The sequence below is a fragment of the Arenibacter echinorum genome (assembly GCF_003259375.1).
Taxonomy (GTDB): Bacteria; Bacteroidota; Bacteroidia; order Flavobacteriales; family Flavobacteriaceae; genus Arenibacter; species Arenibacter echinorum.
Map to the genome: position 1 here is coordinate 1 of NZ_QLLN01000012.1, position 15,072 is coordinate 15,072.

Below are 15,072 nucleotides of genomic sequence, written 5' to 3' on the forward strand. Positions count from 1 at the left end.
AAAATATTTTTTCTTTTTTGCCGGACGATATCGGATACAGAACCTTAATGAACGCAGTGCTCCGAACACCCTTTCCGCCGATTCCCGAATTGCTTCGTTAGCGGGGTGCAAATCTACCACCCTTTTTTAAATCCACAAGGATTTTTCAAAACTTTTTTCGCCTTTTTTTTAGGCCCCCGCACAACCCGCTGTCAACAAGCACCTTGCGCACGGAAATTTACCCGAAAAAGGGAAAACAATTTAATACTTTTTCCCATAACCGCAAAACAATGCAACGTTAAAATTGAAGCCCCCCGCGTTAGTGGGCGCAGCGGCATCCCCGAAGCAAAGCAAGGGATACAGCACAGCACACGGCCCGACACAAGGAGGGAACGCCAAACAACTATACTATATATATAAATAAAATCGTACCTATATATATTGCCAACATAAATACTAGATGTTATCTTTGCACACTTATTACGACAAAAAAGCATGATCAAAATAACTTTACCCGACGGGAGCATTAGAGAATATGCCAAAGGAACAACGCCTTTAGAGGTAGCCAAAAGCATAAGTGAAGGTTTAGCACGAAATATTATTTCCGCAAAATTTAATGGCGTCACCGTTGAAACCATAACACCATTAAAGGAAGACGGGTCTCTTATCCTATATAGCTGGAACGACAAAGAAGGAAAAACCGCATTCTGGCATTCTACCTCCCACGTTGTGGCCCAAGCTCTGGAAGAATTATACCCCGGTGTAAAACTAACCATAGGACCAGCCATTGATAACGGATTTTATTATGATGTAGATCTACCTGACGGTACCATTTCCGAAAAGGACTTTCCCGAAATTGAAAAAAAAGCCCTGGAAATTGCCAGGGGAAAACACGATTTTAAGATGCGCTCCGCCACCAAGGCAGAGGCATTGGAACTGTACCAATCCCAAGGGAACCAATATAAGGTAGAACTTATAGAAAATCTTGAAGACGGCACCATTACCTTCTGTGACCATGACACTTTCACCGATCTATGCAGAGGAGGACACATACCTAATACCGGTATTATAAAGGCCATTAAAATATTGAGCGTAGCCGGTGCCTATTGGAGAGGGAACGAAAAAAACAATCAGTTGACCAGGGTTTATGGTATTTCCTTTCCAAAACAGAAAGAACTTACCGAGTACCTGGAACTATTGGAAGAGGCCAAGAAAAGGGACCACAGGAAACTGGGCAAGGAATTGGAACTGTTTACCTTCTCTCAAAAAGTAGGACAAGGCCTCCCCTTATGGCTTCCAAAAGGAGCTGCTTTACGGGAGCGCTTGGAGAATTTCTTAAAGAAAGCACAGAAAAAAGCCGGATACGAGATGGTGGTTACCCCACATATTGGACAAAAGGAACTTTATGTTACCTCTGGCCATTATGAAAAGTATGGAGCAGACAGCTTTCAACCAATAAAAACTCCAAAAGAAGATGAGGAGTTCCTGTTGAAGCCAATGAACTGTCCACATCACTGTGAAATATACAATACCAAGCCCTTTAGCTACAGGGAGCTTCCAAAAAGATATGCGGAGTTCGGAACAGTTTACCGTTATGAACAGAGTGGAGAACTACATGGTCTTACCAGAGTACGTGGCTTTACGCAAGATGATGCCCACATTTTCTGTACCCCTGATCAGTTGGCAGATGAGTTTAAAAACGTAATCGACCTAACCTTATATGTATTGGGATCGTTGGGTTTTGGCAATTTTACGGCCCAAGTATCCGTTAGGGATTTGGAAAAACCCGAGAAATATATTGGCTCCGTAGAAAACTGGGAAAAGGCTGAAAACGCAATAATCAATGCTGCTAAGGAAAAAGGTCTGAATTTTGTGATAGAAAGTGGTGAAGCTGCATTTTATGGCCCAAAGTTAGATTTTATGGTAAAAGATGCACTTGGCAGGAACTGGCAGTTGGGAACTATACAGGTGGATTACAATTTACCAGAGCGATTTGACCTTACCTATAAAGGCAGTGACAATGAACTGCACAGGCCGGTTATGATCCATAGGGCACCTTTCGGAAGTATGGAGCGTTTTATAGCCTTATTACTGGAACACACCGGTGGGAATTTTCCGCTTTGGCTGATGCCGGAGCAGGCTATAATCCTCCCTGTCAGTGAAAAACATGAAATATATGCCCAAAACGTTTTAAATTCCTTAGAAAATAACGATATTCGCGCCCTCATTGACAACCGAAATGAAACGGTAGGCAAGAAAATACGTGAAGCAGAAATGAATAAAATCCCATTTATGCTGATTGTAGGGGAGAATGAAGAAAAAGAGGAAACCATTTCCATTAGGAGACACGGTGGCGAAGATTTAGGAGCCATCTCCGTAAAAGCCTTTACCGACTTGGTAGTAAATGAAATAAACAGTACCTTAAAGTCGTTTTAAAATTGCCTCGCCCGGATTTGTTCAAAAAGCAAATCTAACCTCTCCCAAGGAGCGGAAAATCGGAAAGAGGTTTAAGTAGTAAATGTTTAACTAAAAAGATTACGTCATAGCAATTAGAAAAAGATTTAGACCCCAACCTAGGAGGGAAAATAAAAACCCTCACAACATTAATGAAAGTATTTCATCGCCCAAGGTTAGGTTGGTTGGCGACAATGTCGAAGTAGGTGTATATAGCACCCGTGAAGCCTTGGCCAAAGCGGAAGAACTGGAATTGGACTTAGTGGAGATTTCCCCTAAAGCTGATCCCCCAGTGTGTAAAATTATAGATTACAAGAAATTCCTTTACGAGCAAAAGAAAAGGGAAAAGGTCATGAAGTCCAAAGCCACCAAAGTAATCGTAAAAGAAATAAGGTTTGGCCCTCAAACGGATGACCATGACTACGAGTTTAAGAAGAAACACGCAGAAAAATTCTTAAAAGATGGTGCAAAGCTAAAGGCCTATGTGTTTTTCAAAGGTCGTTCTATTGTTTATAAAGACCAAGGAGAGATATTATTGCTTAAGTTGGCCTCCGAATTGGAAGATTTGGGCAAAGTGGAACAAATGCCTAAACTCGAGGGTAAGCGTATGACAATGTTCATTGCCCCAAAAACTAAAAAATAAACCTAGGCCGTATGGCTATGGTTACCAAAATAAAATGCTAAAAATGTTTTAGCATAAAAATAGTAAGCGAGATAAATTAATAAATAGGAAGAAAATGCCTAAACAGAAAACAAAATCCAGTGCCAAAAAGCGATTTAAGCTTACCGGTAGTGGTAAAATTAAAAGAAAGCACGCCTTTAAGAGCCATATTCTAACGAAGAAGTCTAAAAAGCGTAAGCTAGCGTTAACCCACTCTGGATTAGTTCACGAGGCGGACGTTAACAGTATTAAGGAACAATTGCGTTTAAAGTAATCGTTCCAACGGTAATTATTAACCCTGGAGTTAGGCCATAAAAGTATTCTGCATTAAAGGATCGCCTACTACAAAAAACAATTTAAATTATGCCAAGATCAGTAAATTCAGTTGCTTCCAGAGCCAGAAGAAAAAAGGTAATGAAGCAGGCCAAAGGGTACTTTGGAAGACGTAAAAACGTTTGGACAGTAGCCAAAAATGCGGTTGAAAAAGCAATGTTATATGCTTACAGAGATCGTAGAAACAAGAAAAGAAATTTCCGTTCCTTATGGATTACCCGTATCAATGCTGGTGCCAGATTGCACGGAATGTCCTATTCCCAGTTTATGGGCAAGGTAAAAGCCAACAATATAGAGCTAAACCGTAAGGTATTGGCGGATTTGGCCATGAACCACCCAGAAGCTTTCAAAGCTATTGTGAACAAAGTAAAATAAATTAATAAACTTATCTCGTTTATAAAAACCTGTTCCCTATGGAACAGGTTTTTTTTGTGGCCTATACAAAAGCTAAAATTTGTCAGGTCGTTTTTATTTTGCTGATAGCCTGCTTAAATTCTTCCCAGTCTATCAACTCATCGCCAGATTTATCATAACCTTCAATTAGCTTGGAAGAAACAATTCCCCGCAAAAATCCACTTATTTCCGCCTTTTTCAACAATTCAACAATCTCACTTTTTTTAAGTTTACCATCGCCATCGTGATCAAAAAAGTTATAGGCCTCCTCCGGTGTTTCAAATTTGTTGGTGATCAGGATCTGTATTTTATCCAAAATCATATCTTTTGTAGCCATATCCTATTCTTTAAAATGCATAATACACTAATTTACTAAATAAAACACAGTTGGCTAAACCCCAAAATAGCTTACAACCAAATTCCTGCCACTGGCATTATTCCTGTGTTCGCACAAATAGATACCTTGCCAAATTCCCATATTCAATTTTCCATTGCTAATGGGTATCTGTACAGAGGCCCCCATTAAGGAGGATTTTATATGCGCAGGCATATCGTCCGAACCTTCATAATCATGAAGGTAATAGGTCGCATTTTCCGGAACCATGACATTCATATGACTTTCTAAATCGGACCTAACGGTGGAATCCGCATTTTCATTTATGGTCAAGCTTGCTGAAGTATGCTTTATGAACACCTGTAACATACCTGTTTGAATCCTTTTTATATGTGGAAGGTGTTCAATAATGGTGTCCGTAATTAAATGAAAACCCCTGCTATAAGCTCTTAAACGTAATTCTTTCTGGTAAAACAACATAACTATTGGTATTTGGAATTTATTCAAATTTCGATAAATATTAAGAAATGTGAAACTTTATGTAAGAAGGCCATTAATTAGGTCAATATCAAATACCTTTGCAGCTTAATTTATTTGAATGGATTTATCAAAGGTAAAAATGGTGGTCACCGATATGGATGGCACCCTATTGAACTCCAAGCATGAAGTAAGTAGCAAATTCTTCAAATTATTTGAAGAATTAAAAAAAAGGGACATAAAGTTTGTTGCAGCCAGTGGGCGGCAATATAACAGTATAGTAGACAAATTGGACACCATTAAGGATGATATTATAGTTGTGGCAGAAAATGGAGCTTTTGTAAAAAAGCAGGAGCAGGAATTGCTGGCTACCCCATTGAACCATACTACCATTAAAAGTACTATAGAACTATTAAAGAATGTTGAAGGCATTCATCCTGTGCTATGCGGAAAGAACAATGCCTATATCAATGGAAATTCCGATGATTTTGTAAGCAAATTAAGGGAGTACTATTCCCAGTTTAGCATCTTAAACGACATTGCCTCCTTTGATGGCGAGGTATTAAAAATAGCCATTTACCATTTTGAAAGTTCTGAAAAGTATATTTATCCATTGGTAAATCATTTGGAGTCCGAATTAAAAGTCAAAGTTTCTGGAGAGAATTGGTTGGATATTTCCCATATGAACGCCAATAAAGGTTATGCGCTTCAACATATTCAAGAAAAGTACGGTATTAGCAGACAGGAAACCATGGTGTTTGGGGATTACAATAACGACCTGGAAATGTTGGCAATGGCCGATTTTAGTTTTGCAATGGCCAATGCACATCCCAATGTAACCGCAGCGGCAAATTTTAAGACGAAGAGCAATGACGAATATGGAGTGGAGACTGTTTTGGAACAGTTATTGAGACTATAGATAGCATACTATTTTATGAAGGCGGGTAAGCTACATTAGGGTTCAAAGAGTTTAATTTTCCTAAGACCACAATGTGGTCTTGATCCCTACCTTATATTAGGTTTTTTGTTTCTTTTTCTGGGCAGCAGGAAACAATACATTGTTTAGAATAAGACGATAACCTGGAGATGTAGGATGCAGTTCCAATTCTGTCTTTGGATCCCCTACCCTATGCTGATAGTCTTCCGGATCGTGACCCCCATAAAAAGTAAAGAATCCCTTTCCTTTAATTCCATGAATATATCTGGCCTCCCCATTAATTTTATTTTCCCCCAAAACCAAGACCGTAGGTTTAATCTCTTCCCTGGCGAAAGCGGTAGTCTGCCCCATAAATCCTTTGACCAGGGCAGTATGGTTCTGACATAGCATTGTAGGCACTGGATCCCATTTTGCAGAGAAATCCATCAACGAAAAATAATCCGATTCATTGGGCACATTACCCCGTTTCATCGTCATATCTATGGAAGAAAATTCGTATTGCAACGGATTACGCTCCAAGATAAAATTGGTAAAGGCAAAAGTTTTACTATAATCCAACTTAGCTTGATAATTGGCGTCCGATGGGTCTCCATCGAACATTGGTTCGCATATATCCACCTCGTCCGCAGCCAAGGCTATATCAAAACTATCAGTGGCAGAGCACATAGCAAACATAAACCCTCCCCCTATAACGTAATTTCTTATTTTAAGTGCTACAGCCCGCTTTTCCTCTGAAACTTTATTGAACCCTAATTTTAGGGCCAATGCTTCTGCCTGCTGTTTTCCTTCTATATACCAGGGAGCAGCCCTATAAGCCCCATAAAATTTCCCGTATTGCCCTGTGAAGTCTTCATGGTGCAAATGCAGCCAATCATAGAGCACCAATTTGTCCTCCAAAACTTCCTCGTCATAAATTTTATCATAAGGAATCTCGGCATAGGTAAGTACCATGGTAACAGCATCGTCCCAAGGCGAATTATCCTTAGGTGAATAAACGGCTATTTTTGGGGCTTTCTCCAAAATTACCGCTTCTTGGTTCTGTGAAGGACTTGCAATTTCTTCTAAAATAAGTTGGGTCTGGGAATCCGATACAATCTCAAAAGACACTCCCCTAATCTGACATTCCCGACGGATATTCTCGCCATCCGGCAATAAAAAAGATCCGCCCCTATAATTTAAAAGCCACTGTACTTTTTGCTGTTTGGTCAATACCCAATAGGTGATGCCATAAGCCTTTAAATGGTTTTTCTGACTGTCAGCATCCATAGGAATAAGAATGGACGTAGCTGAAATTTCCAATATAGAAAATAGAATAAAGAAAAGGGAGAAAAAACAATTTCGCATGTACCGATATCTTATGAGCATCTTCCCAAAGATACTGGAAAATTGATGTTTCAGTTTTGAAATAGGGTTAAAATTTTCAAAATGACCTATTGCTTAGAGCATAGCACAAGCAACTATTTGAAAGCCAATTACCAAAAAAACCAAAAGAAAAATCTGTAAGATAAACCAATTTACCCTTGTTAAAAAGGTACATCGCTATCATCCTGCATGGAATCATCATTCATGGAACTGCCAAAGGCTTCGTTGGCATTCGGAAGGTTTTTCGTGATGAAGGGATTATCATCAACCGCATTCATTTTCGATTGAAATTCAAAGGGGGAATCAAAATCATCCAAATTGTCAAATTTACCTAAATGTCCAACGAACTTGAGTCGGATATTCTCCAAACCACCATTTCTATGCTTCGCCACAATAAATTCGGCTTGTCCGGCAGTTGGTGAGCGTTCTTCATCATCCCATTCATCAATCTTATAATACTCCGGTCTATAGATAAAGGAAACAATATCCGCATCCTGCTCAATTGCCCCGGATTCCCTCAAATCCGATAAAATTGGTCGTTTACTACCACCCCTGGTTTCTACAGCTCGTGATAACTGGGAAAGTGCTATTACAGGAACGTTCAATTCTTTGGCCAAGGCCTTTAAGTTCCTGGATATAGTTGATATCTCCTGTTCACGGTTTCCTCCTTTTTGACTTCCTCCCGCTGTCATCAACTGCAAATAATCTATAATGATCATCTTGATATCATGTTGTGAAGCCAAACGCCTAGCCTTTGCCCTAAGGTCGAAAATAGAAAGTGATGGGGTATCGTCAATAAATAAGGGTGCAGTCTCCAAGGCCTTTACCTTAACGTTCAACTGTTCCCATTCATGTTTCTCCAATCTTCCAGTTCTTAATTTTTCGGAAGACAGGCCGGTCTCCGAGGAAATCAACCTTGTAATCAACTGCACGGATGACATTTCCAGGGAAAAGAAGGCCACTCCAATATTGGAATTTACTGCAATATTTCTAGCCATGGACAGGGTAAGGGCTGTTTTACCCATACCTGGACGGGCTGCCACAATAACCAAGTCACTAGGCTGCCATCCAGAAGTTAATTTGTCCAATTTGTCGAAACCTGATGGGATACCACTAAGTCCTTCCTTACCAGCAATTTCCTCTATCCTTTTCTTGGCCTGTATCACCAAATTCTGGGCAGTTTCAGCAGAACGCTTCAAGTTGCCCTGTGTAACATCGTACAATTTGGATTCAGCGGTGTCCAACAAGTCGAACACATCGGTAGAATCCTCATAGGCTTCTTCAATTATTTCATTTGAAATTTTTATAAGACTCCGTTGGATAAATTTCTGAAGGATAATACGTGCATGAAACTCAATATGCGCCGAAGAAGCTACTTTTTGCGTTAATTTTATCAGGTAAAAATCGCCTCCGGCACTCTCCAACCGACCATCCTTCTTCAATTGGGACGAAACGGTTAATAAATCCACCGGTTCAGAATTTTCAAACAACTTAAAAATGGCTTCGTAGATATATCTATGGGCATCCTTATAAAAGGCTTCAGGATGTAGGATATCTATTACTTCATCGACCCCCTTCTTGTCGATCATCATTGCACCGAGCACAACTTCCTCTAAATCAACAGCTTGAGGAGGTATTTTTCCCTTCTCAAGGCTAATGATGGTCGACTTGTCTATTCGATGACCAATAATGGGGTTCGTTTTTTCCATGAGTGCTAAATTATACAAATAAGAATTAAAAAGAGATTTGGGATATTAACAGTTGTTCAACAATATGCCTGTTGATAAGTTACGAAATTTGTTCATAAGCAAAAAAAAACCGGAGAATTTCCGCTCCAGTTTTTTTCACCTTGTCAAAAAGGGATATTATCCATTAAATACACCCATATTGGCATATTTATCCATTCGGTTTTTAACCAATTCTTTTGGTGATAACTTTTTTAATTGCTCATAATGCGAAGAAATTTTATTTTTTACTATCTCAAAAGTCTTATCTCTATTGGCATGGGCTCCCCCTACCGGTTCACGAACAATCTCGTCTATCAACTTCATTTTCTTCATGTCCGTTGCTGTAAGCTTTAAGGCCTCTGCCGCAATTTCTTTGTATTCCCAACTTCTCCAAAGGATGGAAGAACAGGATTCAGGTGAAATAACGGAGTACCAGGTATTTTCCAACATCAATACCTTATCCCCTACACCAATACCCAATGCACCTCCTGAAGCACCTTCACCAATAATTACAACGATAATGGGAACTTTTAGGCGGGTCATTTCCAAGATATTCCTTGCAATTGCCTCCCCTTGGCCTCTTTCTTCTGCCTCAATTCCGGGATATGCCCCTGGAGTGTCTATTAAGCATACTACCGGGATACCGAACTTTTCGGCAGACTTCATTAAGCGCAATGCTTTTCTGTACCCTTCAGGGTTGGCCATTCCAAAATTGCGCAACTGTCTTGTCTTAGTATTATAGCCCTTCTGTTGACCAACAAACATATAACTTTGATCACCAATTTTGCCTAGACCACCGATCATTGCCTTATCATCCTTAACATTGCGATCGCCATGCAGTTCCAAAAAGGTTTCCCCACAAATGGCCCTTATATAATCTAGGGTATAAGGTCTATTAGGATGCCTTGACAATTGCACCCTTTGCCACGCGGTAAGGTTCTTATATATCTCCTTACGCGTCTCAACGAGTTTTTTCTCTATTTGTTTACAAGTCTCAGAAACATCAACTTCACTTTCTTCACCGATAATCATGCACTTATCCAATTGCTCTTCCAGCTCTTTAATTGGCAGTTCAAAATCTAAATACTCCATAGGTTTATTGGTTTAGTCCTTTTCAACCAGCAAATATAAAACTTTAATGGGAAGGTACCCTATTAGTCTTTTTTTTTAATTTTTTTCGATTCTTCAAAATCCCGTTGGCAACCACTGTAGTCAATATCAACAGTGCTCCTACATAAAAAAGCGGATTCATTTTTTCACTTTCGCCCAGAAGGAGAAAGGCCAATATTATTCCATATACGGGTTCCAAGTTAATAGTCAACATTACGGTATAAGGGGAAATATATTTTAGGATCTTAACCGAGGCAATGAAAGCATAAGCCGTACAGACCGATGCAAGGATAAATATATACAACCAATCATTAAAGGACAGCTGAAAAAACTTTTGGTCAAAACTATGGGAAAACGCCAGATAAATAGACAAAAACAGGACACCACTACCTAATTCATAAAACGAAATTATTGACGGTCTTTGCTCCTGAGTTAATTTACCATTGATCAATGAAAAAGTGGCAGATAACAAGGAGGACACCAATGCCAGTAGTATTCCATTTAGGTAACCTGTCTCCACCCTAAACATTATATATAGGCCCAGCATAACAATTAGTCCGAATACCACTTCATAACCAACCATTTTCCGGCCATACCAAAACGGTTCCAACAAGGCTGTAAAAAATGCGCCCGTAGACATCGTTGCCAGGGCAATAGACACATTGGAAACTTTGATGGCCATAAAAAAGGTGACCCAATGCAAGGATACCACGATTCCACCTAAAATTAGCATCAACAGTGTTTTTCGAGATACCTTCAACTTAAATTTCCGTATAAGGATATAGGCCAAAATGATCAAGGAAGCCATCAACATACGATACCAAACCAAAGGAAGAGCATCAATAGTTATCAACTTGCCAAGGACCGCCGTAAAGCCCCAGATAAAAACTATAAAATGTAGGTGAAGATAATTATTGAGCTTAACGTTTGGCATTCTGCAACAAGTAAAAAGCTATGGCCCCAAACATAACATTGGGAATAATCACTGCCCATAAGGGTGAAAATCCAGATTGTTCTGCCAGGGTCCCGAAAACTTTGTCAAAAAAGATGTATATAAATGCCACCCCTATACCGAAGGCCAGATTGACCCCCATACCTCCACGGCGTTTTACAGAGGATACCGCAACCGCTATAACAGTAAGGATAAATGCCGCAATGGGCAGAGCCCATCGCTTATACTTGACCAAGATATAACTATTGATATTGGAGGCACCTTTTCTTTTTTGCGTCTCAATAAATTTATTTAGCTCAAACATATTCTTGGTTTCAGCTATATAGGAAACCGGGGTTAGGTCGTCGATCTTAAAATCGAAAATAGTATCCAATCTTCTTTTTGTTTCCACAATTTCTTGATTATTAACCAGTTTTCGCTTCTCATAGGAAGTAAGCCTATAAATCGTATCCTTCTCTATCCAACGTATGTTGGCCGCCGATATCTTAAAGTCCAAGGTGTTCTCCTCATTAAAACGCTCCATGGTGAAGTTATATCCTATCTGTCTGGCAGGATCAAAACTGCTCACATAGATATAGTCGTTCTCATTAAGTTGATTAAATATATTGGTAGTAACCCTATCCTGTTTTCCCTTTTTTAAATATTTAAAAATAAACTCATTGTATCCCACACTTGCATTGGGTACTATAAACATGCCCATAAAGAACATGATAACGGCAATTATGGAAGCCCCGATTAAATAGGGACGTAGAAATCGCCCATAGGATACTCCAGAACTAAGAATAGCTACAATTTCGGTATTGTTGGCCAATTTAGAGGTAAAGAAAATTACAGATAGAAATAGAAAAATTGGAAATAAGAGATTCCCGATCACAAAAGTGAAATTCAAATAATACATGGCAATTTCTGGGAAAGGGACCTCGTTATCGATCATTTTTCCTACCTGCTCGGCCAAATTTGCCATAATTCCAATGGGAACGAACAGCAGAAGCATCACAAAAAAGGTTGCCAGATAGCGCTTAAGTATGTATTTATCTATTATGGTCAGCACCTATAGTCGTTTATCCATTTGTTTTACCATTACAGATTTCCACTCATAGAAATCCCCTGCTAAAATATGTTTTCTTGCCTCACGAACCAACCACATATAAAATCCTAAATTATGAATGGTGGCGATTTGTTTTCCCAAATACTCGTTCGCGGCGAACAAATGTCTTAGGTAGGCCTTGGAATATTCATGGTCTACAAAAGTAGTCCCCATCTCGTCCAAAGGGGAAAAATCGTCTTCCCACTTCTTATTTTTTATATTGATAGTGCCATGTGCCGTAAACAACATCCCATTTCTAGCATTTCTGGTAGGCATCACACAATCGAACATATCAATCCCCAAGGCAATATTCTCCAAAATATTGATAGGGGTACCGACTCCCATTAAATATCTGGGCTTATCCTCTGGCAGTATTTCACAGACCACCTCTGTCATTGCATACATTTCCTCGGCAGGTTCGCCTACGGAAAGTCCGCCAATGGCATTACCTTCTGCTCCTACCCCTGCAATATATTCGGCCGACTGTTGCCTAAGGTCCTTATAAGTAGAGCCTTGAACGATAGGAAAAAAAGTTTGTTCAAAATCATAGGTAAAAGGAGTTTTTTCCAAATGCTTAATACATCGGTCCAACCACCTATGAGTCATGTGCATGGATCTCTTGGCGTAATTATAATCGCACGGATATGGAGTACATTCATCAAAAGCCATAATGATATCAGCACCGATGACACGCTGAATTTCCATAACGTTCTCTGGGGTAAACACATGATAAGAACCATCTATATGGGACTTGAACTTAACACCTTCTTCCTTTATCTTTCTGTTATCCGATAAGGAATAGACTTGGTAACCCCCACTATCCGTTAAAATATTGCGGTCCCAGTTCATAAACTTATGAAGTCCTCCAGCTTGTTTGAGTATTTCGGTTTTAGGCCTTAAATACAAATGATAGGTATTCCCTAAAATAATGTCCGGATTTATCTCCTCCCTCAATTCCTTTTGGTGCACCCCTTTTACCGAAGCCACTGTACCTACAGGCATAAAAATGGGAGTTTCTATCTTACCGTGGTCCGTAATAAGCTCTGCCGCCCTGGCTTTAGTCCTTGAGTCTGAATGTTGTAAGGTAAATTTCAAAAAAATCTATTTAAAGCCGCAAATATAGTCAACTCAAAGCCATTAAATCCTTAACAAAAAAATAAAGTTCTGTTATTGGCTATGATAGTTGATAAAATATTGTAATTCCTGCTTGTGTACCCAAAAGATTGCCATTACTTTTGAAAAGTTTAAAAAATATAGATAAAATGCCAAAACTTCAAGAATTACAAGATTTGACCGTTCAGGTTCGCAGGGACATTCTAAGAATGGTTCATAAGGTAAACTCCGGGCATCCAGGAGGTTCCCTGGGCTGTACAGAATTTATTGTTGCCCTTTACAATGAAATCATGGAGCTTAAGGACAAATTTGAAATGAACGGAAAAGGAGAAGATCTTTTCTTTTTGTCCAATGGTCACATATCCCCTGTTTTCTACAGTGTTCTGGCTAGAAAAGGTTATTTTCCGATTAAGGAATTAAATACCTTTAGATTAATAGATTCACGTTTGCAGGGTCATCCTACCACTCATGAAGGTTTGCCAGGTGTTCGTATCGCATCAGGTTCATTGGGGCAGGGCATGTCCGTGGCCTTGGGTGCGGCGCAGGCCAAAAAACTCAACAAAGATTCCAAACTGGTCTATACCCTTCACGGTGATGGCGAGTTACAGGAAGGTCAAAATTGGGAGGCCATTATGTATGCTGCAGGCAAGAAAGTGGACAACATTATTGCCACCATAGATTATAACGGCCAACAGATAGACGGGGCTACGGAAGATGTACTTCCTATGGGGGACCTAAAGAAAAAATTTGAAGCTTTTGGATGGGATGTTTTGGATATCAAGGAAGGAAATGATCTGGAAGCCATTTTAAAAGGGATGAAAGAGGCCAAAAGTAGGACCGGAAAAGGAAAACCGGTATGCGTACTATTGCATACCGTAATGGGACACGGGGTAGATTTTATGATGTACACCCACGCATGGCACGGCAAAGCTCCCAACGACGAGCAATTGGCGACCGCTTTGGCGCAGAACCCTGAAACATTAGGGGATTATTAATCCATAACCTTTTCCAACAAAAATTAAAGAAAATACAGATGAAAAAATATATAGATCAAGGTAAAAATGACACAAGGAGTGGTTTTGGTGCGGGATTGGCCGAATTGGGCAGGACCAACCCAAATGTAGTTGCTTTGTGCGCTGATTTGGTAGGTTCCCTTAAGATGGAGAAATTTATAGAGGAAAACCCGGAACGTTTCTTCCAAATAGGTATTGCCGAGGCCAATATGATGGGTATTGCCGCCGGACTCACCATAGGTGGAAAAATTCCCTTTACCGGAACTTTTGCCAACTTTTCCACTGGAAGGGTCTATGATCAAATAAGACAATCTATCGCCTATTCCGATAAGAACGTAAAAATCTGTGCTTCCCATGCAGGCGTTACCTTAGGGGAAGACGGTGCTACACACCAAATATTGGAAGATTTGGGATTGATGAAGATGTTGCCTGGAATGACCGTCATCAACACTTGTGACTACAACCAGACAAAGGCTGCTACCATTGCAATAGCAGAACATCACGGCCCTGTTTACCTAAGGTTTGGGCGACCAAAAGTGGCTAATTTTACTCCTGTTGACCAAAAATTTGAAATAGGCAAAGCCGTAATGCTCAGCGAAGGAACCGATGTTACTATAGTAGCTACAGGGCACTTGGTATGGGAGGCATTGATAGCAGCCGAAAATTTAGAAAAACAAGGTATATCTGCCGAAGTAATAAACATACATACCATTAAGCCCCTTGACGGGGAAGCAGTGTTAAAATCTGTTAAAAAAACAGGTTGTATAGTTACTGCGGAAGAGCACAATTATCTAGGCGGACTTGGCGAAAGTATCTCTGGATTCCTTGCTACCACGCTGCCTACTCCACAGGAGTTTGTTGCCACCAAAGATACTTTTGGCGAAAGTGGCACACCTGAGCAATTAATGGATAAATACGGATTAAACAATAAAGCTATAGTGAACGCCGTTGTGAGTGTGTTAAAAAGAAAATAATCAGATCCCCTTTAGGGAGATGAGGATTCTTAACATGGAAAATGGCGAAAACTATGGAACAGAACTCAATTAAACTGCTAAAACTACCCACTAAATAAAGGTAGAATTTAGTGGTTTTTTTATGCCATTCCCTCACCTTTTCGTGTCAAGATAAATTCTTTTTAGG

Annotated in this window: 15 protein-coding genes; 7 read left to right on the forward strand and 8 right to left on the reverse strand. The window is 39.8% G+C overall.

Features of this window, described 5'->3' with window-relative positions; genetic code table 11:
• Positions 1-474 precede the first annotated feature (474 nt).
• The 4 genes from thrS (at position 475) to rplT (ending at position 3,802) form a co-directional block, all read left to right on the forward strand.
• Positions 475-2,415 (forward strand): threonine--tRNA ligase, encoded by a 1,941-nt coding sequence (gene thrS / locus LV92_RS20990; protein ID WP_111625561.1) that lies wholly within the window; start codon positions 475-477, stop codon positions 2,413-2,415.
• A gap of 106 nt (positions 2,416-2,521) precedes the next feature.
• The gene (gene infC / locus LV92_RS20995; RefSeq protein WP_111625562.1) at positions 2,522-3,076 is read left to right on the forward strand and encodes a translation initiation factor IF-3; all 555 of its coding nucleotides are present in this window, start codon (positions 2,522-2,524) and stop codon (positions 3,074-3,076) included.
• Between the two features lie 94 nt (positions 3,077-3,170).
• Positions 3,171-3,368, forward strand: coding sequence for a 50S ribosomal protein L35 (gene rpmI, locus LV92_RS21000; protein WP_031444751.1), 198 nt, complete (start codon positions 3,171-3,173; stop codon positions 3,366-3,368).
• An 89-nt stretch (positions 3,369-3,457) separates the two neighbouring features.
• Positions 3,458-3,802, forward strand: a complete 345-nt coding sequence (gene rplT, locus LV92_RS21005; RefSeq protein WP_031444752.1) for a 50S ribosomal protein L20 — start codon at positions 3,458-3,460, stop codon at positions 3,800-3,802.
• A gap of 82 nt (positions 3,803-3,884) precedes the next feature.
• Here the strand turns inward: rplT and LV92_RS21010 are convergent, their stop codons facing one another.
• Positions 3,885-4,157 (reverse strand): EF-hand domain-containing protein, encoded by a 273-nt coding sequence (locus LV92_RS21010; protein WP_111625563.1) that lies wholly within the window; start codon positions 4,155-4,157, stop codon positions 3,885-3,887.
• Positions 4,158-4,211: 54 nt separating this feature from the next.
• Entirely contained in the window at positions 4,212-4,634 is a 423-nt protein-coding gene (locus tag LV92_RS21015; protein ID WP_111625564.1) for a secondary thiamine-phosphate synthase enzyme YjbQ, read from the reverse strand.
• 118 nt (positions 4,635-4,752) lie between these two features.
• On the opposite strand from LV92_RS21015, the gene LV92_RS21020 reads away from it, so the two are divergent.
• Complete coding sequence (locus tag LV92_RS21020; protein ID WP_111625565.1) at positions 4,753-5,550, forward strand: HAD family hydrolase; 798 nt, start codon at positions 4,753-4,755, stop codon at positions 5,548-5,550.
• Positions 5,551-5,646: 96 nt separating this feature from the next.
• On the opposite strand, the gene LV92_RS21025 is transcribed toward LV92_RS21020, so the two are convergent.
• From LV92_RS21025 to tgt, 6 genes are all read right to left on the reverse strand, one after another.
• Positions 5,647-6,912, reverse strand: a complete 1,266-nt coding sequence (locus tag LV92_RS21025) for an asparagine synthetase B (protein WP_111625566.1) — start codon at positions 6,910-6,912, stop codon at positions 5,647-5,649.
• 179 nt (positions 6,913-7,091) lie between these two features.
• Entirely contained in the window at positions 7,092-8,639 is a 1,548-nt protein-coding gene (gene dnaB / locus LV92_RS21030; RefSeq protein WP_111625567.1) for a replicative DNA helicase, read from the reverse strand.
• Positions 8,640-8,795: 156 nt separating this feature from the next.
• Positions 8,796-9,749, reverse strand: a complete 954-nt coding sequence (locus tag LV92_RS21035; protein ID WP_111625568.1) for an acetyl-CoA carboxylase carboxyltransferase subunit alpha — start codon at positions 9,747-9,749, stop codon at positions 8,796-8,798.
• Between the two features lie 43 nt (positions 9,750-9,792).
• Positions 9,793-10,701 (reverse strand): DMT family transporter, encoded by a 909-nt coding sequence (locus tag LV92_RS21040; RefSeq protein ID WP_111625569.1) that lies wholly within the window; start codon positions 10,699-10,701, stop codon positions 9,793-9,795.
• Positions 10,688-11,767 (reverse strand): LptF/LptG family permease, encoded by a 1,080-nt coding sequence (locus LV92_RS21045; protein WP_111625620.1) that lies wholly within the window; start codon positions 11,765-11,767, stop codon positions 10,688-10,690. Before LV92_RS21045 ends, LV92_RS21040 begins: the two co-directional genes overlap by 14 nt.
• 3 nt (positions 11,768-11,770) lie before the next feature.
• Positions 11,771-12,901: a tRNA guanosine(34) transglycosylase Tgt gene (tgt, locus tag LV92_RS21050; protein ID WP_111625570.1), complete on the reverse strand. Its 1,131-nt coding sequence runs from the start codon at positions 12,899-12,901 to the stop codon at positions 11,771-11,773.
• A gap of 158 nt (positions 12,902-13,059) precedes the next feature.
• On the opposite strand from tgt, the gene LV92_RS21055 reads away from it, so the two are divergent.
• A complete protein-coding gene (locus LV92_RS21055; RefSeq protein ID WP_262511309.1) occupies positions 13,060-13,914 on the forward strand; it encodes a transketolase in 855 nt (284 codons plus the stop codon).
• Between the two features lie 38 nt (positions 13,915-13,952).
• Positions 13,953-14,906 (forward strand): transketolase family protein, encoded by a 954-nt coding sequence (locus LV92_RS21060; RefSeq protein ID WP_111625572.1) that lies wholly within the window; start codon positions 13,953-13,955, stop codon positions 14,904-14,906.
• The last annotated feature ends 166 nt before the right edge of the window (positions 14,907-15,072 follow it).

Coding starts and splice junctions, on each gene's coding strand:
- thrS (WP_111625561.1), top strand. CDS start 475: ATGATCAAAATAACTTTACCCGACGGGAGCATTAGAGAATATGCCAAA.
- rpmI (WP_031444751.1), top strand. CDS start 3,171: ATGCCTAAACAGAAAACAAAATCCAGTGCCAAAAAGCGATTTAAGCTT.
- rplT (WP_031444752.1), top strand. CDS start 3,458: ATGCCAAGATCAGTAAATTCAGTTGCTTCCAGAGCCAGAAGAAAAAAG.
- LV92_RS21010 (WP_111625563.1), bottom strand. CDS start 4,157: ATGGCTACAAAAGATATGATTTTGGATAAAATACAGATCCTGATCACC.
- LV92_RS21015 (WP_111625564.1), bottom strand. CDS start 4,634: ATGTTGTTTTACCAGAAAGAATTACGTTTAAGAGCTTATAGCAGGGGT.
- LV92_RS21020 (WP_111625565.1), top strand. CDS start 4,753: ATGGATTTATCAAAGGTAAAAATGGTGGTCACCGATATGGATGGCACC.
- LV92_RS21025 (WP_111625566.1), bottom strand. CDS start 6,912: ATGCGAAATTGTTTTTTCTCCCTTTTCTTTATTCTATTTTCTATATTG.
- dnaB (WP_111625567.1), bottom strand. CDS start 8,639: ATGGAAAAAACGAACCCCATTATTGGTCATCGAATAGACAAGTCGACC.
- LV92_RS21035 (WP_111625568.1), bottom strand. CDS start 9,749: ATGGAGTATTTAGATTTTGAACTGCCAATTAAAGAGCTGGAAGAGCAA.
- LV92_RS21040 (WP_111625569.1), bottom strand. CDS start 10,701: ATGCCAAACGTTAAGCTCAATAATTATCTTCACCTACATTTTATAGTT.
- LV92_RS21060 (WP_111625572.1), top strand. CDS start 13,953: ATGAAAAAATATATAGATCAAGGTAAAAATGACACAAGGAGTGGTTTT.